19 protein-coding genes are annotated in these 22,606 nt (G+C 68.0%); 12 read left to right on the top strand and 7 right to left on the bottom strand.

Going from position 1 to position 22,606, the window contains the following annotated elements:
* The first annotated feature begins 187 nt into the window (after nucleotides 1-187).
* From O3597_RS19330 to O3597_RS19285, 10 genes are all read left to right on the top strand, one after another.
* Nucleotides 188-919 (top strand): NUDIX domain-containing protein, encoded by a 732-nt coding sequence (locus tag O3597_RS19330; RefSeq protein WP_281601955.1) that lies wholly within the window; start codon nucleotides 188-190, stop codon nucleotides 917-919.
* Nucleotides 909-1,439, top strand: a complete 531-nt coding sequence (locus O3597_RS19325; RefSeq protein ID WP_281601954.1) for a hypothetical protein — start codon at nucleotides 909-911, stop codon at nucleotides 1,437-1,439. The genes O3597_RS19330 and O3597_RS19325 overlap by 11 nt, the downstream gene beginning before the upstream one ends.
* A 966-nt stretch (nucleotides 1,440-2,405) precedes the next feature.
* Nucleotides 2,406-3,572, top strand: a complete 1,167-nt coding sequence (locus O3597_RS19320) for a glycosyltransferase (RefSeq protein ID WP_164445854.1) — start codon at nucleotides 2,406-2,408, stop codon at nucleotides 3,570-3,572.
* Nucleotides 3,569-4,900, top strand: a complete 1,332-nt coding sequence (locus O3597_RS19315; RefSeq protein WP_281601953.1) for an aromatic ring-hydroxylating dioxygenase subunit alpha — start codon at nucleotides 3,569-3,571, stop codon at nucleotides 4,898-4,900. The genes O3597_RS19320 and O3597_RS19315 overlap by 4 nt, the downstream gene beginning before the upstream one ends.
* The gene (locus O3597_RS19310; protein WP_203992637.1) at nucleotides 4,897-5,424 is read left to right on the top strand and encodes an aromatic-ring-hydroxylating dioxygenase subunit beta; all 528 of its coding nucleotides are present in this window, start codon (nucleotides 4,897-4,899) and stop codon (nucleotides 5,422-5,424) included. The genes O3597_RS19315 and O3597_RS19310 overlap by 4 nt, the downstream gene beginning before the upstream one ends.
* Nucleotides 5,425-5,593: 169 nt before the next feature.
* The gene (locus O3597_RS19305) at nucleotides 5,594-5,980 is read left to right on the top strand and encodes a carboxymuconolactone decarboxylase family protein (RefSeq protein ID WP_164445852.1); all 387 of its coding nucleotides are present in this window, start codon (nucleotides 5,594-5,596) and stop codon (nucleotides 5,978-5,980) included.
* Complete coding sequence (locus tag O3597_RS19300; protein ID WP_203992643.1) at nucleotides 5,970-6,500, top strand: hypothetical protein; 531 nt, start codon at nucleotides 5,970-5,972, stop codon at nucleotides 6,498-6,500. Before O3597_RS19305 ends, O3597_RS19300 begins: the two co-directional genes overlap by 11 nt.
* Nucleotides 6,501-6,583: 83 nt before the next feature.
* Nucleotides 6,584-7,483: a glycosyltransferase gene (locus tag O3597_RS19295; protein ID WP_281601952.1), complete on the top strand. Its 900-nt coding sequence runs from the start codon at nucleotides 6,584-6,586 to the stop codon at nucleotides 7,481-7,483.
* 93 nt (nucleotides 7,484-7,576) lie between these two features.
* A complete protein-coding gene (locus tag O3597_RS19290; RefSeq protein WP_281601951.1) occupies nucleotides 7,577-9,472 on the top strand; it encodes an ABC transporter ATP-binding protein in 1,896 nt (631 codons plus the stop codon).
* A gap of 1 nt (nucleotide 9,473) precedes the next feature.
* Nucleotides 9,474-11,249 carry an ABC transporter ATP-binding protein gene (locus O3597_RS19285; protein ID WP_281601950.1) on the top strand — a complete coding sequence of 592 codons (1,776 nt, stop codon included), beginning with the start codon at nucleotides 9,474-9,476 and terminating at the stop codon, nucleotides 11,247-11,249.
* A gap of 159 nt (nucleotides 11,250-11,408) precedes the next feature.
* Here the strand turns inward: O3597_RS19285 and O3597_RS19280 are convergent, their stop codons facing one another.
* From O3597_RS19280 to O3597_RS19250, 7 genes are all read right to left on the bottom strand, one after another.
* Nucleotides 11,409-12,347: an oxidoreductase gene (locus O3597_RS19280; RefSeq protein WP_281601949.1), complete on the bottom strand. Its 939-nt coding sequence runs from the start codon at nucleotides 12,345-12,347 to the stop codon at nucleotides 11,409-11,411.
* Between the two features lie 42 nt (nucleotides 12,348-12,389).
* Entirely contained in the window at nucleotides 12,390-13,403 is a 1,014-nt protein-coding gene (locus tag O3597_RS19275; protein ID WP_281601948.1) for a glycosyltransferase family 2 protein, read from the bottom strand.
* Between the two features lie 32 nt (nucleotides 13,404-13,435).
* On the bottom strand, nucleotides 13,436-14,569 hold the full coding sequence (locus O3597_RS19270) for a glycosyltransferase family 4 protein (protein WP_281601947.1): 1,134 nt from the start codon (nucleotides 14,567-14,569) through the stop codon (nucleotides 13,436-13,438).
* Between the two features lie 55 nt (nucleotides 14,570-14,624).
* Nucleotides 14,625-15,740: a lysylphosphatidylglycerol synthase transmembrane domain-containing protein gene (locus O3597_RS19265; protein WP_164445843.1), complete on the bottom strand. Its 1,116-nt coding sequence runs from the start codon at nucleotides 15,738-15,740 to the stop codon at nucleotides 14,625-14,627.
* A gap of 41 nt (nucleotides 15,741-15,781) precedes the next feature.
* The gene (locus tag O3597_RS19260) at nucleotides 15,782-17,656 is read right to left on the bottom strand and encodes a BTAD domain-containing putative transcriptional regulator (RefSeq protein WP_164445842.1); all 1,875 of its coding nucleotides are present in this window, start codon (nucleotides 17,654-17,656) and stop codon (nucleotides 15,782-15,784) included.
* 39 nt (nucleotides 17,657-17,695) lie between these two features.
* Nucleotides 17,696-18,721 (bottom strand): glycosyltransferase, encoded by a 1,026-nt coding sequence (locus O3597_RS19255; protein WP_216592614.1) that lies wholly within the window; start codon nucleotides 18,719-18,721, stop codon nucleotides 17,696-17,698.
* A 201-nt stretch (nucleotides 18,722-18,922) separates the two neighbouring features.
* Nucleotides 18,923-20,125: an endonuclease/exonuclease/phosphatase family protein gene (locus tag O3597_RS19250; RefSeq protein WP_281601946.1), complete on the bottom strand. Its 1,203-nt coding sequence runs from the start codon at nucleotides 20,123-20,125 to the stop codon at nucleotides 18,923-18,925.
* A gap of 410 nt (nucleotides 20,126-20,535) precedes the next feature.
* Here O3597_RS19250 and O3597_RS19245 point away from each other — a divergent pair, with 410 nt between their 5' ends.
* A complete protein-coding gene (locus O3597_RS19245) occupies nucleotides 20,536-21,567 on the top strand; it encodes an NAD-dependent epimerase/dehydratase family protein (RefSeq protein ID WP_216592613.1) in 1,032 nt (343 codons plus the stop codon).
* Between the two features lie 28 nt (nucleotides 21,568-21,595).
* Complete coding sequence (locus O3597_RS19240; protein ID WP_164445838.1) at nucleotides 21,596-22,585, top strand: UbiA prenyltransferase family protein; 990 nt, start codon at nucleotides 21,596-21,598, stop codon at nucleotides 22,583-22,585.
* The last annotated feature ends 21 nt before the right edge of the window (nucleotides 22,586-22,606 follow it).

The raw sequence follows: 22,606 nt of genomic DNA, 5'->3' as shown, positions 1-22,606 counted from the left end.
GACTTATGTCCTGTGTGGAGACAATCGGTGCGGTGCCGGGTCGGGTGCTACACCCGGGTGGCTTCGGAGGGGTGGGATCCGTGGCCCATGGAGGGGGTAGGCACCTTATCGTCAGAGTAACCATTTCTCCGTCGAGCGTACGGGCGCGTCGGTGCTATCGTCAAGCTGACCAAAAGAGGAGAGTGTTGTGCCGGACGATAAGCAGTGGACTGCCCCATTGATCGCGGTCGCCGTCGACTTGGCGGTCTTCACCGTCCTGGCGGGCCGGTTCGTCGTCCTGTTGGTCGAACGCGGAATCGAGCCGGACCGCGGCTTGCTGGCCCTTCCAGGTGGTTTTTTGTCGACTGTGGAGGAAGACTTGACTTCCGCCGCCGTACGGGAGCTGACCGAGGAGACCGGGCTCGATCCCAGCCGGATCCATCTGGAGCAGCTCGCCACCTACGGTGCCCCGGACCGAGACCCGCGACAACGAGTGATCACTGTCTGCTACCTCGCGCTGGTGCCGACGCCCGGTGCGCCCACCGCCGGCGGCGACGCGCGTCACGTCGACTGGTACCCGGTGGAGGAGGTCCTGGCGGAGCCGACCCGGCTCGCCTTCGACCACGCCCAGATCCTCGCCGACGCCGTGGAGCGTGCCCGCAGCAAACTCGAGTACACCACCGTCGCCACGTCCTTCTGCGGCCCCGAGTTCACGATGTCCGAGCTCCGCCGGGTCTACGAGATCGTCTGGGGGCGCTCCTTGGACGCCCGCAACTTCCATCGGAAGGTCCTCACCGTGCCAGATTTCGTCCGGCCGACCGGCGCCCAGACCACCCGCAACGGCGGACGACCCGCCGCGCTCTACCGCCCCGGCGAGACCTGGCTGGTGCAGATCCCGATCCTGCGCGCCCGCTCCGAGGAGGCCCACCATGTCCGCTGACCCGCTACGGGAGTTGCTTCTGGCCGAGTACGGGCAGCTCAAAGAGGAGCAACGTGCCCGCATCGGCCTACGGGACAACCTCATCTACGTCACCCTGGCCGCGTACGCCGCCATCGTGGTGGGGGTGACCACGCTGGGCAGCCATGGGGCGCTGCTGCTCATCCTCCCCGGCGCGGCGACCGTCCTCGGATGGACTCACCTCGCCAACGACGAGAAGATCTCCGCGATCGGTCGCTATGTGCGCACGGCGCTCGCCCCGCGCGTGCAAGATCTGCACCCGGCGGCCGCGCCCGTCTTCGGCTGGGAGGAAACGCACCGCAGCGACCAGCGCCGACGGCGGCGCAAGACCCTCCAGGCCGCCGCCGACCTGCTCACCTTCAACGTTCCGGCGCTCGGCGCGCTCGTCTACTACTGGGTCAACGGGCCGTGGCACTGGTCACTGGTCACCGCGTCCCTGCTGGAACTCACCGCGACCGCCGTCCTGGGCTGGCAGCGCCTCCTGCACATCGACCTGGCCTGAACCGCACCGGGTCGCGGATCGACGGGGCGCCGCGGACCTCTGCCAACGAGTCCGCCTCTTTCTCGGCAAGCCGGTGCGTAACTCGTGGGACGACATCATCTACTTCGCCTACGCGCACCCGAATGCGCCCAACCACAGTCAGTCGCGGCAGATCCCTCCGGCCCCTTGCCGGCCTGCGTTGACGGCAGGGAAACTCAGGCTTGCCGGATCAGCCATACGCGGTCCGGGGCTCGGCATCGTGGGCGGTGCGCGCCGCGCACGTGACAGTGGCGTTCATAGTCGGCTTCCTTGTTTGACGGAGCACGAAATCGGCCTGCAGCGTGTGCGCTGCGGGCCGATTTCGTCGCCGTATTGGAAAAAGGCAGGGAGAGGCTGCTATCGAAGAGCGGGACTTCTGGCAAGGACCTCGTCCGCGAGCCGGCACCGGTTGACCGGTGACCACGCCTCATAGCGCGGCCAAGGCGACATTTCAAGCTTCATCGACACCATCGCACGAAATCCGACGACTCGGCCGGAAGGGTTATGTGTCCGCACCTCCGCGACTTCGCTGCCGAGCAACCGGTCCTGCCTGCTGAGGGTGGAAGCGGACTATGGCCAAGCTCAGCGGCGTTGTGGGCGTGCTGACACGTCAAGCATTGACTCTGATCATGCCATCCGGCACACTTTCCGGAGTCGCCTCGGTGCGGCCGGTAAGCCCTTTGTTGCAAGGTTGTTTCGGCAGTCAACGTAGACAGGTCCGGGTCCCCACAATGGCGTTGGGGATTGCGTAGAGCCTCATACCAGTATTTGGACGTCGATGGCTTTCTAGCCTGCCGGTCCCGCGCGCCTTCGGGCGCAGTTCTGCCGCTCGTGCGTCGCGGGTCTGGACTCGTCGCTTAAAGCCGGGTGGCGCATTCGTGGCCGGTGTGGCTGATTCAGGCCCAGATCCGAGTCGGCCTGTTCGTTTCCCCATGGATCGGAGATCTAGTGCGCATCGCCTTCCTCACCACGACTCAGCATGGCCACCTCAACCCGTACATTCCGGTGGTCAATGCGCTCCAAGCTGCCGGCAACGAGGTTGTGCTGCTGTTGGTGTCGGCGGACGGTGGCGTGCTCGGCGAGCAGCGTCGCCAGGCCCTGGGCGCGGCGGAGGTCCACCTGGTCGGGCAGGTCCAGATGGCGCCGTGGAGCGACGATCCGGCAAAGATCGGTCCGATGCTCGAATCGTCACCGCTGGCGGACCAGGTGGCTGATGCGCTCCGAACGACGCAGCCGGACTTCGCGCTGCTCGATTCGCTGCCGGTATTGGCGGCAGCGATGGCGGGGGCCCAGGCGTCCGGTGTGCCGTACGGGATGATCTGGGCGAACCTGGGCGGAGTATGCCCGAAGGAGCGTCGGCAAGGTCGCTGGCTGTACGACGAACAGGTCGGCGACTATCTGACCAGGCGCGGGGTGTTGTGGTCGACCCGGACGCATTCGGCGCGTTCGCCAATTCTCAACGTGATGCCGACGATTCCCTCGCTCGTCGGGGATGAAGCGGTCACCGACGACGGCGTGCAGCTGGTCGGGTTGCCGGGCGCGGCAGGTATCCGCGGCGACGAGGTCGCCTTTCCCGGCCTGGAGGAGATCGACCCCGGCCGGCCGTTGGTGTTCGTCTCCTTCGGCACGATTTTCTTCAGGCGGCCCGAACTCCTACGCACGGTGATCATGGGGGCGGTGAAGACCGGTGCGCAGGTGATCGCCGCGGTGGGAGATCTCGCTGAGGAACTCGCGCTGCCCGCCGACGTGCTTACCGCCCCGTACGTGCCCCAACGCGAGGTGCTTGAGCGCGCCGACGTGTTCATCACCCATGGCGGCTACAACTCGGTGGCGGAGTCGATCCGGGCGGCGACACCGATGCTGGTGATCCCGCTAGCTGTGGATCAGCCTATCCAGGCGTACTTCGTGGAAACCGCGGGCTTCGGGACGGCATTGGAGCCGGCCGACGTCTCAGAACAGGCAGTCGCTGACGCTGTGACCGATCTGCTTGATCCCGGCCGGGACTATCGGGCGCGGCTGCGCGCGGCGCAGCCCGAATGCGGTAATTCCGCCGCGCGCACGGCAGAAATAGTCGGCAGCATGAGCGAGAAGCTACAGCGAAAGGGGGAGCAGTGACGATAGAACTGCAGCGGCCGGTGGACGGCCAGATCGTGTTCGACGATCCTGAGAATTTGTCGTTCCGGGTGGACCGCCGGGCCTACACCGACGACGACGTGGCCGCACAGGAGATCACCAAAATCTTCGATCGCTGCTGGTTGTACGTCGGGCACGAATCGGAGGTGCCCGAGCTGGGCTCCTATGTGTCACGTGACGTCGGAGGGCGCCCGGTGGTCATGGCGCGCGGCTCCGACGGGGTGATTCGAGTTCTTGCCAACAGCTGCCCGCACCGCGGGGCTCTGATCTGCTCGCAGTCGGCCGGGCAGGCCAGATCGTTCCGGTGCCCTTACCACGACTGGACATTCTCCAACCAGGGTGACCTGGTCGGGGTTCCGCTTCCGGACGGGTACGGCCCAGGCTTCCGCAAGTCCGACTTCGGCCTGGCGCGGCACCGTAGCGACAGTTACCGGGGTTTCGTGTTCGCGACCTTCGATCCTGAGCAGCCACTCACCTTGACCGAGCATCTGGCGGGCGCCACGGAGTACCTCGATCTGATCGCCGACCAGTCCGAAGTAGGAATGGAGGTGATCCAAGGCGCGCAGTTGCACGGGGCTCGGGCCAACTGGAAGCTCATGATGGAGAACAGCGTCGACATCTACCATTTCCGCGCCCTGCACAAGCGTTACGTGAGCTACATCGAGTCGCTCGGGACGATGGCACCGCGACGACGAGGCGGCTTCGCCCGCGCTCTCGGCCGGGGGCACGGCGCCAATGAGTTGGTACCGGCGGCAGCCCGACCACTCGCCTACTGGACGCCGATGTTTCCTCCCGAGGTCAGGTCACGGATGGAGGCGACGGCCGCCCGGTTCGTCGAACGGTTCGGCGCCGAACGCGCCCAACGGATCACCGGCGCCAACCGGGCGTTGATGATCTTCCCAAATCTGATGATCATCGACGCCATCGGGATCACCATCCGCAAGATCGACCCGGTCAGCGCCGGCCAGATGTCCATCACCTCGGTCGCGCTCGCCCCCCAGGACGAGGATCCGGACATTCGGGAACTGCGTAAGAGTCACTACCTGACCTTCCTCGGCCCCGCCGGCTTCGCCACCCCCGACGACATCGAGATCATCGAGTCCTGTCAACGGGGCTACCTCAATCGCACGCTCCGCCACTCGGACCTGTCACGCGGTATGGCCAAGGAGGTCCCCGAGACCACCGACGAGCTTCCAGCCCGGGAGTTCTGGCGGCAGTGGGACCGGTTGATGCACGACGGCGACGACGACCGCGAGGAAGGTCACCACCTCACTCAGCGGGCCGAGAGGCAAGGAGGGCAACGGCGATGACCACCGACACGATCAACACCGAGCCGGCGGTCGACGAGACGGCCCAGATGCGGTTGTGGCACCGGGTGAGCCAGTTCCTCTTCCGGGAGGCGCGGCTGCTCGACGAGTGGCGCCTGCGCGAGTGGTACGACGAGATGCTGACCGACGACATCCGCTACCTGGTGCCGGCCACGGACGTCCGGGGCGAGCCGGCCGACGCGCTCGGGCTCATCGACGACAACGCCGCCCGGCTGCGCCAGCGGATCGAGCAGATCCTCAACGGCGAGGTGTGGTGCGAGAATCCCCGCTCGCGGACGAATCGGATGATCAGCAACGTGGAGATTGTGGCTGATCGGGGCACGCACCTCGATGTGGCGGCGAATGTCGTCGTGTACCGGTTCGGGCACGGGCGCTCTGACTGTTACGTCGGAAAATTCCGGCTCGAACTCGCCGTCGAGGGCGAGTCGTTCCGGGTCCGGAGACGTCTCGTGGTGCTCGACCACGAGAGTCTTTACGAACACGGAAAGCTCAGCATCATCCTCTGAGATCTGACCGAGACACGGCCCTCCTCACCGCTTCGGGCGCTGGGGTGGGTCTGGTCAGGCTGCGCCGGTACCTGCCGCGTTGATCGACGATGCCGGCGGCGGGGCCCGGCGGCGGCGTGGAAGTTCACCACTGTCCGACAGGCCACCTGGCACCACCAAGGAGTGATCGATGAGCCAGCCGCTTGCCCGACATGAGCGGGGTGAGGCCATGTTCAAGCACGTCTTCGGCCGCGAACCCCGCCCAGGCTCCTACCCCGACTTCCTGAAGCTCACCATCGACCACTTGTTCGGTGAGATCTGGACCCGCCCGCACCTCAGTGTCGAGGAACGCGAATTGATCGCACTGACCGCGGTCGCACTGGCCCGGACCGACTGGGAGCTGCGCGGCCACATCGGTGCCGCCCTCCACCTCGGGATGCCCCGAGAGAAAATCGTCGAAATCATCATCCAGCTCGCCTACTACGGGGGTTGGCCGGTTGCCAACAACGGGCTGCGCATCGCCCAGGAGGTATTCGCCGAGCTTGACACCGCCAAGGACACCGACCATGACCAGTGACCCAGCTCCCCTCGACCCCACCGTCAAGGTCGACCTCTGGCGCCAGCGGTTCTTCGAGGCCCAGGCGGCCGCCGAAGAGTTCATTCTCGGCATGCACGGTGATGAAGGCGTATCCGCGTGGATCCAGGCGAACTCGCGCATCACCGCGGACCTACTGCGATCGCAGCGGCCCGCCGGAGAGTCTGCCACCGCCCACTTCATGGCCCGGCTGCAGCGCCAACTGCTGCTTTACGACTCGGCGGTGACCAGCGAGCCCCAGCCCTCCGGCACCGTCCTGCGCAACACCGAATGTGGGATCCTGCGGTACCGCAAACTGGCCGCCGGTGCCGGCGTCAAACTGACCTTCGCATCACCATGCCAGTACTGTCAGGAACTCAACACCGCCATCGCCGCCCGCTACGTCGAATCGGACGTCACGGTGTCGTGCGAACAGGCAGGCGACGGGTGCACCTGGCGCGCGGAATCCCAGCAGGCCTCAGGGGACGGCGCAGCCGGGTCACCTGACCGCGGCGGTACGTAGATCGTACCGGCGGCAACGCCGTCGGTCGTCGGCTAGTTGTCGCACTTGGAATTGCGGTTCTTGCTCTGGGATGGAGACCTCCGATGAAGGCATCAGTGGTTGTACCGACATTCAACTCGTCCGTCCTGCTGGACAGATGCCTTCGCACGTTCCGTTCACAGAGTCTGGCTGCCGACGATTCCCTCGAAGTGCTCATCGTGGATGACGGATCGACCGACTCGACAGCAGAGACGGTGCAGCGTCACGTGATGGCGGACTCCCGGTTCCGCTACCTGCATCTGCCTCGTTCTGCAACCTCGTCGAGAGGTGCCGCAAGAAATCGCGGTGCGGAAGAAGCGACCGGCGACATCCTGATCTTCGTCGATGGTGACCAACTGGTTCCGCCCACCTTTGTCGATGGGCATCTTCGTCACTACCGAGTTGCTTCCGCAAAGAAGGCCGTCATCGGCTTCAGAAAATATCTGCGAGCACCGGAAGCGTTCGATGAGCGCTTCCTTGAGGACGGTGCCGAGAAATTCCTCGGCGGCGTGATAAAGAGCGACATCAGGCTGGACCTGTTGAGCCGCCTGAGCGATGTCGATGGCGACCTGAAGACGTCATGGCATCTCTTCTTCACCTGCAACGTGTCCGTTCCCAGCGTCGACTACAAGCACGTCGGTGGGTTCAACGAAGAATTTCGGGGATGGGGCCTGGAGGATTCCGAGTTGGGGTACAGGCTGGAGCGCTTCGGCACGCAGTTCGTCTTCGACGACGAAAGCTTCGCCTACCATCAAGGGCCGCCGCTGAGCCCCAACACCCGTGTCTATGAGGGCTGGCTGAAGAACTTGAGCCTATTCATCGCGCTGCACAAGGAATCTCCTGAGGTGATCCTTCAGGCCATGCTTGCGCCAATCTTCAACCCGGCGGTCGGTGCCAACTGGACCGATCTCTACGAGCGGTTCGAAATGTGTGCCAGGTCGACCCCCGCAGCCGTCGCAGAATGATGAAGTGGCATGTGGGAACCCGCAGTCGTCGACACGGGCTCTGCCATGCGCCGATAGGGTTCACAGCCGCACTGGAGGCGCCTGGTGGTGACGATGCACGAGAGATCTGTGTGGGCGGAACTTGTCGACGGCCACGGATCGCGCCGCGACGGGCGAATGAGAATCCTGCACCTGGTGCCCAAGGCTGGCTGGTCGCTGGTCTCGTCCGCCGTGCTGGTCCAGATCGCCGCAGGGATCCTGCCGGTCGCGTTCATCCTCGCCACCTCAGCCGTGGTCGCCCGAGTGCCGGACGCGGTAGCCGGCGGGCTCGGGTCGGCGGCCTGGAGCGATCTTCGGACCAACTTGATCCTCGCGGCGGCCGCGTTCTTCGGAGTGCAGCTGCTGCTGCCGGTACAGGAACTGCTCGGCAACCTGATCCGCCGCCGCCTCGACGACCTCGTCCGTGACCGGTTGATGGCGGCCTCCCAAGCGAGCGGCGGCGTGGCCGTCATGGAGGATCCGGAACTGCTCGATCACGTCGCCGACGCCAAGGACCGGCTGCGGACCGAAATGTGGTCGCCGGGTGCCGCGGGTGCCGGTCAGATCGCGCTGATTTCGCGGTACCTGCAGACCGTGCTCGCCGCCGGGGTCACGTCGGTCGCCTTCGTGTGGTGGGCCGGGCCGGCGCTGCTCGTCGCGGCCCTGACGATCCGTTTCGGCTACCGGCTCGGTCTGTCGGTGTTCACCGAGGTTTTCCGGAGCACCGCCCGGCTGCGGCGCCGCAGCGAATATCTCCGCACCATGCTGCTCCAACCCGCGGCGGCGAAGGAGTTGCGGGTCTTCGGGCTTCTACCCTGGTTGAAGCAGGAGTACACGACCGCCGCCATGGACGCCGCGCTCCCGGTCTGGCGAGCCCGGCGCCGGCTGTTCTACGGCCCCTACATCCTCTACGTTCTTGTCGCCTTTGTGCTGCTGGGCGTGCTGCTGACGGGAGCGGCTCAGGCAACGGCGGCCGGACTGCTCGGCCTCGGCGGGTTGATACTCGTATTCCAGGCGTCCCTGGCAGCCATGAGGATCGGCGGGTTCATCGCCGAGTCCGATGTGGCGACCGAGCAGGGCCTCAATGCCTACCGGTCGGTGGAGCGGATCGAGAGGATGAGCGAAGCCGACGCCCGCACGACCGAGAGCGGCAGGGGCGATCCGGCTGGACTGCCCAGGACAGTGCTGCGATTCGACAAGGTGTCCTTCGCCTACCCGGGCGGGCCACCGGTGCTGAACGACCTCGACCTCACCATCGAGGCGGGCCGGTCGCTGGCGATCGTCGGCCTCAACGGCGCAGGCAAGACCACCCTCGTGAAGCTGTTGGCCCGGCTCTACGAGCCGACGACCGGGGCGATCACCGCTGACGGCGTCGACATTCGGACCTTCCCGGCCACGGCCTGGCAGCGCCGGGTCGCGGCGATCTTCCAGGACTTCACGCACTTCGAGTTGCCGGTGCGCGACAACGTCGCCTTCGGGGCGATCGAGATGCTCGCCGAGCCGGAGCGTGCCGACAAGGTGGTCCGGGCTGCCCTGGAGAAGGCCGGCGCGGCGGATTTCGTCAACCGTCTCCCCCGTGGCCTGGAGACTCCACTGTCGCGGCGATACGCCGGCGGCGCCGAACTGTCCGGCGGGCAGTGGCAGCGCATCGCGATCGCCCGTGCTCTCGTCGCAGTCGAGGGTGGCGCCGGCATTCTCGTCCTCGACGAGCCGACCGCCAACCTGGACGTGCGGTCGGAGGTGGCGTTCTTCGAGCGGTTCCTCGACCTGACACAGGGAGTCACCAGCGTAGTCATCTCGCACCGATTCTCCACAGTGCGCCGTGCCGACCGGATCGTCGTGCTGGAACACGGTCGCGTCGTCGAGGAGGGTACCCACGAGGAGTTGCTCGCCCTCGACGGTCGCTACGCGGAGCTGTTTCGGCTGCAGGCTGCGCGGTTCACCGAGGAAGAGGTCGAAGGCTGTGAATAGGATGCTGCGCAGTGTCGGCGCGACCCTGGCCTCGGCGTGGCGGCTCAGCCCGGGAAGGCTGATCACCGCCGCCCTGTTGATGATGCTCGGTGCCGTGAGTGGACCTCTGCTGGCGCTTTTTCTGGGTGTGGCGGTCGACGCGGCCCTCGACGGGCGGACCGATGTCGCGGTCTGGACGGCGGCGGCCGCCGCCGTGAGTGTCCTGCTCAGCTTGACCATGGAGCACTTCGCCCACATCTTCTTCTTCGAACTCGGTGATCTGCACAAGCAGGACACCGAACGTCAGCTCGGCGACCTGGCGCACGGGCCGGTCGGGCTGGCGCTGCACGAGCGGCGCGACGCCGCGGATCGCTTCGAGCTGCTCCGACAGCAGTCGTGGACGTTGAGTCAGAGCGTGCAGACCGTCCTGACGATCGGGGTGCTACTCACCCAGATCACCCTGACCGCCGTGCTCCTCGCCCGCATCGAGCCGTGGCTGCTCCTGCTGCCGATCTTCGGTGTCCCTCCGCTGATCGCCGGGCGGCTGGCCGAGAAGCGGCTGGAACGTGCCGAACTCGTGACCGCCGAGTCGGCTCGCATGAGCTGGCACCTGTTCGAGTTGGCCCTCAGCTCGACAGCCGCCAAGGAGATTCGGCTCTTCGGGCTCGGCGGAGAGCTCCGCCGCCGCCATGGGGTGGTCCGCCGCGAGGTGGACAGCCGACTGCGCCGAGCTGAATGCGTCGGCGCAGCCCTGCGGTTCACCGGTCAGCTGATCTTCGCGCTCGGGTACATCGGCTCCATCGTCCTGGTCGTTCGCGCCGCTATCAGCGGCGAGCGAACCGTCGGCGACGTTGTCCTCGCCATCACGCTGGCCGTGCAAACCAACGCGCAGGCTGCCGGCGCCGTCGCGCTCGCCCAGGCGCTGCAACGCAACGCCCGAGCCTTCGGCTGGTTGAACTGGATCCGCGATGCCACGCCGCCGGAACCCGGGCCGCCGGCTGACCAGACACCGCCCGCCGTCCTCACCGACGGCATCGAGCTGCGTGACGTCGCGTTCCGCTACCCGGGCACCGATGTCGACGTGTTGCAGGGCCTCAGCCTGCGCATCCCTTCCGGCACGATCGTCGCCATCGTCGGCGACAACGGTTCCGGCAAGTCCACCCTGGTCAAGTTGCTCTGCCAGTTCTACCGGCCGACCGCAGGCGAGATCACCATCGATGGCGCCGACCTGCGGCGGCTCGACCCGCTGGGATGGCGCCAGCGGATCTCCGCCAGCTTCCAGGACTACCTCCGGCTGGAGCTGCGGGCCCGGAGCAGCATCGGCCTCGGTGACCTGCCTCGACTCGACGAACCGGGCGCGGTGGAGCGGGCAACCCGGCGAGCAGACGCGGAGGAGGTGATCGACCGGCTGCCGGTCGGCCTGGAGACCTACCTTGGCACGTCCTACGACAACGGCACTGAACTGTCGGGCGGGCAGTGGCAGCGCATCGCGTTGAGCCGGTCGATGATGCGCGACGATCCGCTGCTGCTGTTGCTCGACGAACCCGCCGCCGCCTTGGACCCGCTGACCGAGCACGCCCTGTTCGACCGGTACGCCGACGCGGCGCGTGACGTGGGGATCCGCACCGGCGGAGTCACCGTCTTCGTGTCACACCGGTTCTCGACCGTCCGGATGGCTGACGTGATCCTGGTCGTGTCGGACGGGCGGATCGTGGAGTCCGGAAGCCACGACGAGCTGCTGGCGCTCAACGGGATGTACGCCGAATTCTTCAGCCTGCAGGCGGCCGCATATCGCTGATCGTCAAGGCCGGCAGATGTCGCCGTGCACGCATTCTGTCGGAGGCGGATGCCGCGACCCTCACCCGTCTCGTGAACAGTCGGGTCGAGTGGGGGTGGGCCCGGCCGGGCCCACCCCCGTGTCACGTCCGGCGGGCTGGCAACCGGCCCGCCGCGCCGACTACTCGGACTTGCCGAACGCGTCGACGCCGGTCAACTCGGCCGAGAGCGCCCAGAGCCGCTCGGCCGCCTCGCGGTCGGCGGGGCCGTCGAAGGTCTTGGCCACCGTGCACGCCTGACAGTAGCCGCCGCCCGCGTCCGCCAGTCGCGGTGACGTCGCGGCCCAGACCTGGGTCGCGGCGCCCTGCTCGGGTGCCCGGAACTCGGGCAGCAGGGCGGTGCCGTTCTCGTCGATCCAGCCGGCGCCGACCATCTCCTCCTTGGAGAGGTGCCGCTGCAACGGGGTGAGGATGTAGCCGGGGTTCACCGAGAAGGCCCGTACCCCGACCGCCCGGCCCAGCCGGTCGAGTTCGGCTGCGAAGAGGATGTTGGCCGACTTCGACTGGCTGTACGCGGCCCACTTGTCGTAGCCGTTCTCGAAGTGCACGTCGTCCCAGTTGATCCGCGGCGTCTCCCCGGCGCCCGAGGCGGTGACGACGACGCGCGCGCCGCCGTCCGCGGTGAGCGCCGGCCAGAGCCGGTTGACCAGGGCGAAGTGCCCGAGGTGGTTGGTCGCGAACTGAGCCTCCCAGCCCTCACCCACCCGGGTCAGCGGGGTGGCCATGATGCCCGCGTTGTTGATCAGGATGTCGATGGGACGACCCGATTCGAGGACGCGGTCGGCGAAGTTCCGGACGCTGTCGAGGTCGGCGAGGTCGAGTTCGTCGACCTCCACGCCGGCGATCCCCGCGACCGCCTCCCGCGCGACGTCCGTACGGCGGGCCGGAACGAGGACCCGGGCGCCGGCCGCGGCGAGGGCCCGGGTGGTCGCCAGGCCCAGGCCGGAGTATCCGCCGGTGACGATGGCGAACTTACCGGAGAGGTCGATGCCGGCGAGCACCTCCGTCGCTGTGCTGTCGATCCCGAAACCCTGGTCGTCAGGCTGATCAGAAAGAGTCATGTTCAACTTTCCGGTCGGGCACCGCTACTGCTGGCGCGCGGGTCAGGCGGGGTTCTCGACGCGGTAGAGCCGCCGCGTCATTCGTGGGAACAGCAGTCCCTGCAGGATGCCGATGCTGGCTGCCACCGCCGAGGTGAGCGTCACCATTAGGTGAAGCACCGTGAATTGTAGTCCAAAAAGGATTCCATGGTGACGATAGGCGTAGCCGTAGGTGCGCTTGTCGAGCCCGATGCTGATCCCGGTCAGCACCGCGGCGGCGAGGAGCGCCCAGGGGCCGAGGATCGCCGCTGAGGCCAGCGCGATCACCGCCGCGAGCAGGAAGGCGCTGCCCAAAGCCCGATATCCGGTGCCGGCGCCACCCGGAAGCTTGTTCAGCCGCAGCCAGTTCGGCGCGCCGAGCCGGGTACGGTTGAACACCTTGGTCAGCATCACCCGCAGCGTACCGTCGTGGTCGTGCCGTCCCCGGATGGTGGGTACGGCCTTGACCTCGTACCGGGCGTTGAGCCGGAAGCCGTAGTCCTGCTCCTCGGTCCAGCGAAGCCGGTCGTTGAACTCGCCGATCTCCAGGAACGTCTCCTTCTTCATCGCGAAGAGCGCCGAGTGCAGACCTGGGATGGCGCCCTCGACCTCGCAGAACCAGACGTACTGCTGGATGGCGCGGTAGCGCTTGACCAGGCTGTCGGGAAACATCGGCTCGGCCCGGTACATGCCGCAGATCGCGCCGAGTTGCGGCTCTTCCCGTAGGTGGTCGACCGCCCGCTCGACCGCGTCGGGGTCGAGCGCGACGTCGGAGTCCACAAAGAACAACACCTCACCCTTGGCGTGCCGGGCGCCCAGGTTCCGCGCCGTGGAGACGCCGCTGTTGACCGGAACCTGCAGCACCGTGACGTCGAGCGCCCTGGCGATCGCCACCGAGTCGTCCGTGCTCGCGTCGTCGGCCACGATCACCTCGACGGCCGGGTACGTCTGGTTCTTCGCCGCTCTGATGCACTCGCCGATGGTGCTGGCGTAGTTGTAGTTCGGGATGATCACGGAGACGAGTGGCTGCTCATTCATCGGGCTCCAACCTTTCTTTTGTCTCATCGGTGTTACCGTGCCGCGGTGCGTCCGCGAAGGGTGGTGAAGAGAACCTCGTACGCGTCCAGCGACGCCGCCACGGAGAAACGCGCCCGTGCCGCCCGGGCCTTCTGCTCCTTCCAATGCCGCGGCACCGCCGCCAGTTCGGAGATGGCCCGCTCCAGCGCCTGTGGATCCCGGGGCGGAACCACCCGACCGAAGCCGGTCGCGGCCACGGGGTACCGGTTGCCGGGAAGATCGGTCGTCACCGACGGAATGCCGCTCATCATCGCCTCGGCCAGTACGGTGCCGAACGAACTGGCGACCGCCGGGAGCGCGAACACGTCGACCGAGGCGTAGAAGTCGTTGACCTCCCGGCCGCGCAGCTCGCCGAGGATCCGTACCCGACTGTCCCGGTCGATCTCGGACTGCACCGCCATGAGATCGCCGCCGGCCACCTCGTGGTAGTTGCCCGCGATCAACAGCCGGGCGGCGGGGTCGACGATCTGCTGGAACGCCCGGACCAGGTAGCCGACGCCCTTGTCCGCCACGATCCGGCCCAGGAAGCCGACGTGCAGGCCGCCGGTCTCCCGGTATCGGGGCTCACCGCCCCGCCGGTCCAGGCACGGCGGCGTGATGGGGGTGAAGTTGCGGTTGCGGATGACCGGCCAGAACCGCGAGGCGTGCGCCTGGTCGTGGCTGCTCGCCACCACAGCGGCGGAGCCGCGGATGGCCGCTCGGGAGGCGACGTCCGAGGCCCGCGCGAAGGCCCGGCCGGACCAGCTTGCCGGCAGGTGCGGGTCGCTGTGCAGCACGCTCACCACCGGTACGCGGCGGGCCAGCGGCATCAGCAGGGCCGCCTCCGGCATCGGCAGGTTGACGTGCAGCAGCGACGAGCTGCGCGCCAGCTGACCGGCCAGGATCGGGTAGCGGGGGGCGACGATCGCCCGGCTCGCCCTCATCAACACCGGGGAACGGTAGATGTCCACCCCGCCGACGGTGTCCCGCAGCGGCAGGTCGGGGTCGTGCTGGGCGGTGACGACGGCGACCCGCCACCCCCGATTGGCCATTCCTTCGGCGATGCTGCGTGCGGTCTGCGTGAAGCCACTGACGTACGGCTCGTAGTGGGTGGCCGCTAGCGTCAGATCGTATTTCCTGTCCGGCATGGGTACCGCATTCTCTGAGGTATCGCTACGGCCGATTACCTAACCTCTGAGCACGTTAGTGGTTCGCCTGTGGCCATATTCTTGGCGATTTCTTGGGAACCGGTTGCCCGGCATTCGGGTGCTCCGGAACGGTTGCCACCGTCACCGTGGGCACGGTGGGAACCGCCGCCGCCGGGCGCCGCCGGATGATGGCCGCGGCCACCAGCAGGCCGACCCCCGCGGTGGCGAGTTCACTCAGTGTCACCACCACCCGGCTGACCAGCGCCACCACACCGGCCACCGGAATCGGCAGGATGACACTGAGCGCGGCCGTCACGACCACCTCCCGAACGCCGATGCCGTCGGGGGCGAACACGGCGATCACCCCGGCCACCGCGCCGAGGCCGAACGCGCCGAGGCAGAGCGGCAGCGCGCGCAGCGGCGGTGCCCCCATCGCCACGGCGAGGATCCACAGGTGGGCGCCCCCGATCACCCACGCCAGCAGTTGGGCGACGACCGCCTGCCGGATGCCGGTGCCGCAGATCGCCGTCGACGGCTCGGGTCGGCGGCGCAGCCGGCCGAGCAGGGTCGCGGCCCCACCCACCAGACCGGGGCGGATCAGGACCGCGGCCACCGGCAGGAGGGCCAGCAGGAGCCAGCCGGACGACGCGCCGAACACCTCCGGCCCGGCGGCCAGCCCCACGGTGGCGCCGGTCAGCAGGCTCACCACCAGGGCCAGCAGCCAGGCCGCGCTCATCCGGCCCGCCGGTACGCCGATGGCCCTGCCCATCTCGACGCTGACCAGGAAGCCCATCACCTTGCCGGGCACGTACTTGACGAGCTGTCCGAAGTAGAAGATCCGGGCCGCGTCCACGGCGGGAACGCGCTCGCCGACGCCGGCGAGCATGGCCCGCCAGGAGACCATCGTGGCGACCAGACCGGCGGCGTTGGCCAGGACAGCCAGCGTCGTCATCGTCAGGACGAAGCCGGGTCGCTGACCGCGGAGCGTGCCGGCCACCGTGGACCAGTCCTGACCGCGCAGCGCGAGCACGATGAAGACCACGGTCACCGTCAGCAACAGGCTCATGAGTACCCGGCGGGCCACCGTGTGCCAACGCTTACGGGGCACAGCGGTCACCGGTACGGCGATTTCCGGGAAGGCCTGCGGTGCGTCCAGTTCTTTTGTTGACACGCGCACCTTCTCCGATCGTGGAAAGGAATCGAGCTGGTGGCTCACGCTAACCGTGAACCGCTTGTTTCTTCCTTGTCCGACGGCTCGCCGGTCATTTCCGTCTCGGGCCCGGCGAAGCGTTCCCGGGCGTACAGCCGCAGCAGTTCCCCCATCCGGTAACTGCCCGGGGTCGAGGTCTCCAACAGCTGCGCGTCGACCAGCCGCTCCAGGATGCGTTCGGTGTGCGCCTCCGAGCGGGCGAGCACCCGAGCGGCGGTCGACCGGCTGAGTTCGGTCATCGGCGACGTGCCCAGCAACTTGAACGCCTCGGCGATGGCGCGCTCGGAGCGGTCCGGGCTGCCGGAGAGACGATCGTAGGAGCCGGCCATGCTGGCCCGCAGGCCGACACCGTCGAACTCGAGGTTGTCCAGCCGGCGGCGCTCGTCGGCGAGCCGGTCGCGCAGCTCGGCGAGCGGCCAACCGGGACGGGCCACGAGGCGGGCACCGACGATGCGCAGCGCCAGCGGCAGGCACTCGCACCACTCTGCGATGGCGGTCGCGGCCTCCGGCTCCGCCGCGACCCGTTCCGCGCCGACCCAGTGGCTCAGCAGCGCGATGGCGTCCGGGATGGTGAGCGGTCCGACGCGCAGCTGGCGCACGTCGCTGAGCCCCGCCAGCGGCTGGCGGCTGGTCACCAGCGTCCCGCATCCGGCGCCGCTGGGCAGCAGCGGGCGCACCTGGGCGGCGTCGACGGCGTTGTCGAGGACCAGTAACAGCCGCCGCCCGGCGACGACCGAGCGGAACAGGGCCGCCGCCTCGTCGACCTGCTCCTGGTCGCAGCTCATGCTGACCCCGAGGGTGCGCAGCAGCCGGGCGAGTGCGTCGACCGGTGTCAGCGGCTCGGCGTCCACGCTGGTGCCGCGTAGGGCGATGTACAACTGGCCATCCGGGTAGCGGCTGGTGAGCTTGTGCGCGGCGTGGATGGCCAGGGTGGACTTTCCGACCCCGGCGGTCCCGTAGATCGACACGACCGGGGCCGAGTCCGTTGTGCTGGCGGGCTTCAGCCAGTTCATGACCGGCGCGAGATCGTCGTGCCGACCGGAGAATCGGGCGATGTCGGCGGGTAGCTGCCGCGGCACGTGCCGGATCGGGGTGGTGACCGGGCCGACGTTGCCCGGGTACGGCTCGTCGAGTTCGCCGCGGAGTATGGCGACGTGCAGGTTGCGCAGCTCGGGGCCGGGCTCGGCGCCGAACTGCTCGACGACCTGTGCGCGGGTGTCGACGTAGTATTGCAGCGCCTCCGGGGTACGCCCCATCGCGCAGAGCGCCCGCATCTGCAGCGACACGAGCGGTTCGGCGAGCGGGTACGAGCCGAGGATCCGGGCCAGCCGCTCGGCCACCGCCTCCGGGCTGCCGAGACGTAGCTCCTCGGCGCCCCAGGCGCCGGCCAGGCTGATCAACTGCGATGCCACGCTGCGCCTCACCCGGTTGGCCCAGTCACTGGAGAGGGTGGCCAGTGGGTCCCCCCGCCACAGGTCCATCGCCTCGCGCAGGGCGGCGACCCGCTTCTCGTCGTTGATCCGCGTCGCCGCGCGACCGGTGTCGATGAGACGGTTCAGCCGGTGCAGGTCCACCTGCTGGCGCTCGACGTCGAGCACGTAGCCGTCCCCGTGGCGACCCAGGCCGATGGTTCTGCCGGAGCCGTCGTCGGCCTGTGCCAGGGCCCGACGCAGCCGGGCGACATGGGCGTAGAGGGCGCTGCGGGGCGCCTCCGGAGCCGCCGGCCCCCACACCCGTTCCGTCAGGGTGTCGATCGACACCGGTGTGCCGGCGTCCACGGCCAGGGCCGCCAGGACTGCGCGACGCTGACGTGGCCCCACATCCAGCGGGCCGTCCGCCGATTCCACCTCGATGGGCCCCAGTAGTCGGATCCTCACATGCTCTCCCCGTCATCACGGCTGACGCCGGCCGGTGTGCTAGTGGACGCCGGCTGGCGTCCGGTACCTCTGTCGGAAGCGCGCGTCGAGCACGTAGCGCAGGCCACCACTCAACGCGCCCGCGGAAATCGCGAGACTGTACAGAAAACTGAGTAGCGCGCTCGGCGGGACCATCCGCCAGCCCGCGGTGCGTCGGACGTAGTTCAGCAGGGGGAGGTCGACGCCGATGAACCACGTCAGGAAGGCGACCGGAACGGCCGCCAGGTAGGGGGAGACCAGCACCAGGGGGAGGCTGGTGGTGGCCAGGAAGGCGGCCGCGACCTCGGCGGGCCGGTGCGTGGCCTCCCGCTCGGGCTTCAGCTCGCGTTGCTTGAGGACCAGGGGAACCAGTGAGCCGGCGCGCCGATAGAGCTTCCGCAGGATCGAGGACAGTTGGTCGTCGTCGTCGTGGTAACCGACCACGGACAGGGTGCGGGTGACCGGGTAGTGCTCCGCGATCCGGAGGCTGAACTCGTGGTCCTCGTTGGCGTACTGGCCGAGCAGCCGCTCGTCGAACGCCCCGATGTCGTCGATGACCCGGCGGGGTACGGCCCCGCTGGCGAAGTGGCCGGTCCGGGCCGGCCCGAGCTTGCGGGTGGCGCGGTAGTGGCCGTAGAGCACCTGCACCCACTCCACCACTCCGTCGTCGACCAGGGGGCGGTCGCCGTAGACGCCCCAGACGGCTCCGTAGGAAGGGTTCTCCTCGAAGATCTTGACGGCGTTGGCGACCGCGTCGGGGGCGAGGGCCACATCGGAGTCGAGGAAGAAGAGGATGTCGCCGCTGCTTGCGGCTATGCCGCGGTTGCGGGCGGGGCCGGCACCGACATTGTCGGTCAGTTCGATGAGCGTGCAACCAAGTTTTTTGACGATCTCCGGTGTGTCGTCGGTGCTGGCATCGTCGACGACGATGACCTCGATCGACGGGTGGGTCTGGTGCAATGCCGAGAGCACGCTCAGGGCGATGGTCTTCCGGCTGTTGTGACAGGGGATTACCACTGACACCAGTGGCGTGTGGGCGGGCTTCATTGATGCTCCTCGGGCAGGAATTCGGCTGCGCTGGGAGGTGGACGACGCACCTACTCGTCGGTTTCTCGTCGTCGAGAAGACCCGTCGACCACCCTAGTGCCTGATCGACATCGGTAGACAACTGTCGATCGGTTTCATGCTGGTTAAATGCTCGGGATGCCCCGCCACCGCGTGTTTCGCGCCAATGTGACGCTCATCTCGTCAGGGTGCCGAGATGACGAACTGCTGGGCCTTGTGATCGGACAGGCCCTTGGGGAGGGTCAGCTCGTAACTGTGTACCTTGATGTCCGGAGTGGTGAAGAGCCAATCGATACGCCACATTCGCGGCTTGTCGCCCACCGGCCAGGTGACCGGGTAGAGCGAGGAGAGCGCCCTGCTCTGGTCGACCAGCCGGTCGGAGACCATGTCGAGGAGATTCATCGACGGTGACGTGTTCAGGTCACCGGCCATCACCGCCCGGTTCGGATTCTTTTCCAGGTCGGCGGCGATGGCCTGATAGCTGGCCTGCCGAATTTCGAAGTTGAACCGGTCGATCTCAAACATGTTGCGGTCATCGTCGCTGCGCAGCAGCAGGATCCGGACGGGCGGCTGGAAGATGTGCGAGTTGTAGAACGACACGACCTGGCCGTTGACCCGGATGTCGGTACGCAGCGCCTGTGACGTGTAGAAGAGTGGGCGGTCGACGAGGGCCGGCGGCACCGGCTTCAGGTCGTCCGGCAGGTACGGCTGCGAGTCGAGCCACGCATGCCCGACCACCGGCAGCCGGGTGAGCGTGACGTTGCGCCCCTCGCGGACGATCGTGTAGCCGGGGAACGCGGCCTTCAACTGCGCCGTCTGGTCGATCTCGTACGCCTGCGCGAAGATGTCGACCAGCGAGTCGTCGACGTTGGCGTACTCGTGCAGCATGTAGACGTCGGCGTCCATCTCCCGCAGGAAGTCGTAGAACTGCGCCGTGGTGGTGCGCTGCTCCCCGCCGTTGCGCCGGTCCTGGTCCCAGTACTCGGTGTTCCAGGTCACCACCTTGACGGCGTCGGCGGGCGCCGGAGGCGGGGTGTGGAACACCGTCGCGAAGTTGATCCCGCTGTAGCCGACGCCGAGCACGAGGGCGAGCAGCGCCGCCCCGACCAGCCGCCTGCGCATCGGTCGCGCCAGCCAGGCGACGGGTAGCAGCACCACCGGGACCGCCGCCCAGACGATCGGCGGCAACAGGTCCACCGGTCCCCACACGTACGTCCGAGCGCTGAGCAAATGGTGCAGCACGACGACGACCAGCCAGCCCACGCAGGCCACCGCCGCGAGGCGTACCCCCCAGCGGGCCTGACGGGACCGGCCGGAAGGCCCCGGCGACAGCTCCGGATCCTTTTCGTCCATTATTGCGGTCGTTCTTGCCGCCGCTTCCGTCATCGCAACTCCTTTACGTGGCTCCGGTTCCCGCCGAGGTCGGTACCGGCCGGGAAAAAGGTATCGATCGGCACCTTGCTCGAAGCTTGTCCCGGACACCAAGGAGGGGGCAATCGCCACTCACTAGCGTCACGAGTGCTAATACCGGATTCACCACCGAGGACGGAGCCGCCGGATGGAGCACGCGCAGCCTATCGACGCTCGTACGGAGCCGGCGTCGGCGCGGCGCGGCTGGTCAGTCGGGTATGCGACTTGCCGGGCATTTGGCGGACCGGCCCGATTGGTCGGTAACGGTGACCGATGGATGGTCGGTCGGTAAATATCCAATGACGGTGAATGCCGGAAACGTCGCCGCTGCGCAGTCGTGACACTGCCGTCGAGAGCGCGGCATTTCTTCGAAACGGGAGGTGGAAGTGCACGTTGTGGTGACCGGAGCCGCCGGAATGTTGGGCACCGCGCTGTTGGCGCGCCCCTGGCCGGGAGTGACCTGGACCGGAGTGGACATCCGTCCACTCGCGCCCCGGGTACGAGAGCGGGCGAGCTTCGTCCGGGCCGACGTCCGGGACGTCGAGGCGATGACCCGCGCCTTCCGCTGCGCGGACGTGGTCATCCACTCCGCCGCCGCGTTGCCCAGCCACCGGGCGGCGGAGATCCGATCGGTGGACGTGGAGGGCACCGGGGCGGCTTTGGCTGCGGCGCGGCGGGCCGGTGTGGACCGGTTCGTGCACATCTCGTCGACCGCCGTCTACGGGCTGCCCCGGGACTGCCCCACGCCGGAGGACTACCCGTGCGAACCGGTGGACCCCTACTCGGCGGCGAAGCTCGGCGCCGAGACCGCCGTGCTACGTGAGCGCGAACAGGGCCTCTGCGCCCCGATCGTGCGGCCCAAGACCTTCCTCGGCGAGGAGCGTCTTGGTCTGTTCGCCATGCTCTTCGAGTGGGCCGACGAGGGCCGGCACTTCCCGCTGATCGGCGGCGGCGACGTCGCCACCCAGATGCTCGACGTCGAGGACCTCTGCGCGGCGATCCAGCTGATCTGCGAGGCGCCCGACGACAAGGCCAACGACACGTTCAACATCGGCGCGCGCGAGTTCCGCACCCTACGGGAGGACTTCCAGGCGGTCCTGGACGCCGCCGGCCACGGCCGGCGGGTCCTGGCCATGCCGGTGGGGCCCGCCGTCACCGCGCTGCGGGTCCTCGCCGCGACGCGCCTCTCCCCGGTCTACAAGCGACTCGTGCACAAGCTCACCCGGGACTCGTACGTCTCGATCGACCGAGCGACGCAGCGGCTCGGGTTCAACCCGCGGTTCAGCAACGAACAGGCGCTGTTGAAGACGTACCAGTGGTGGCGGGCGAACGCCGCCGGGGCGCGGCGCAGCGCCGGACGTACGCACCGCGACCCCTGGAAGCAGGGCGCCCTGAGCCTGGCGAAGGCGCTGTTCTGACACTCCACGGAGCAAGGAGAGGTCCGCCATGAATCACGCCCTGGAAGCACCGACCCCCACCACGCCGGACCTGCCCGTGGTCTCCGTCGACCCGGCCGTCGCCGTGCAGGCACTGAAACCGCTGGCCCGCGTCACCGGACTGTTCGTCCTGCTGCGACCCCGCCAGTGGGTCAAGGGCAGTCTGGTGCTGGCGGCGCCGCTCGTCGCGGCCCCCGGCGCCACGGTGACCCATATCGTGCCGCTGCTCGGCACGCTGCTGAGTTTCCTGGCCGCCGCCTCAGCCGTGTACGTCTTTAACGACCTGAGGGACCGGGAACGCGACCGCCTACATCCGGTCAAACGAAACCGTCCACTGGCCAGCGGGCGGGTGAGTACGACCGCCGCGGTCATCCTCCTCGTCGGCCTGCTCACCGGCACCGCCGCCCTGGCCACCCTGCTACCCGCCCTGACCGGCGTGGTCGTCGCCGGCTATCTCGCCCTCAACCTCTGGTACTGCCTGGCACTCAAGCACCAGCCCCTGGTCGACGTGTCGGTCGTCTCCATCGGATTCGTCCTGCGGGTGCTCGCCGGCACCATCGCCGTCGGCGCGGCCGTCCATCCGGCGCTGCTGATCGGGGTCTACTGCGCGTGCCTCGCGCTCTCCCTCGGCAAGCGACGCCACGAACTCGCCGCCCTGTCGGCCGCGGGCGGTGAGGCCGGCGAGCACCGTCCGGCGCTGCGCGCGTACTCGGTGCACTTCCTGGACCAGATGGTGGTGGTGAACCTGGTGGCGGCGCTGATCGGCTACGTCGCCTTCGTCTGGACCCAGACCCCGCCGTACGGGCCGGTCACCGCCGGGCTGACCTTCCCGTTCGCCGCGTTCGCGGTACACCGCTATCTGCAGATGATCGCCATGGGCGGCTCCCGCGGCGATCCGGTCGAGGACCTCGTCCGGGACCGCGCGCTGCTGGTCAATCTCGGCCTCTGGGCCGCGGTGCTGGCGCAGGCGATGCTGGCCGGCACCTGGCACGTCTGGTAACCGATCGACACCCCTTGGAGA

This window comes from Verrucosispora sp. WMMA2044, from assembly GCF_027497155.1.
Lineage (GTDB): Bacteria > Actinomycetota > Actinomycetes > Mycobacteriales > Micromonosporaceae > Micromonospora > Micromonospora palythoicola.
This window is presented reverse-complemented; position numbering and strand designations above follow the sequence as displayed.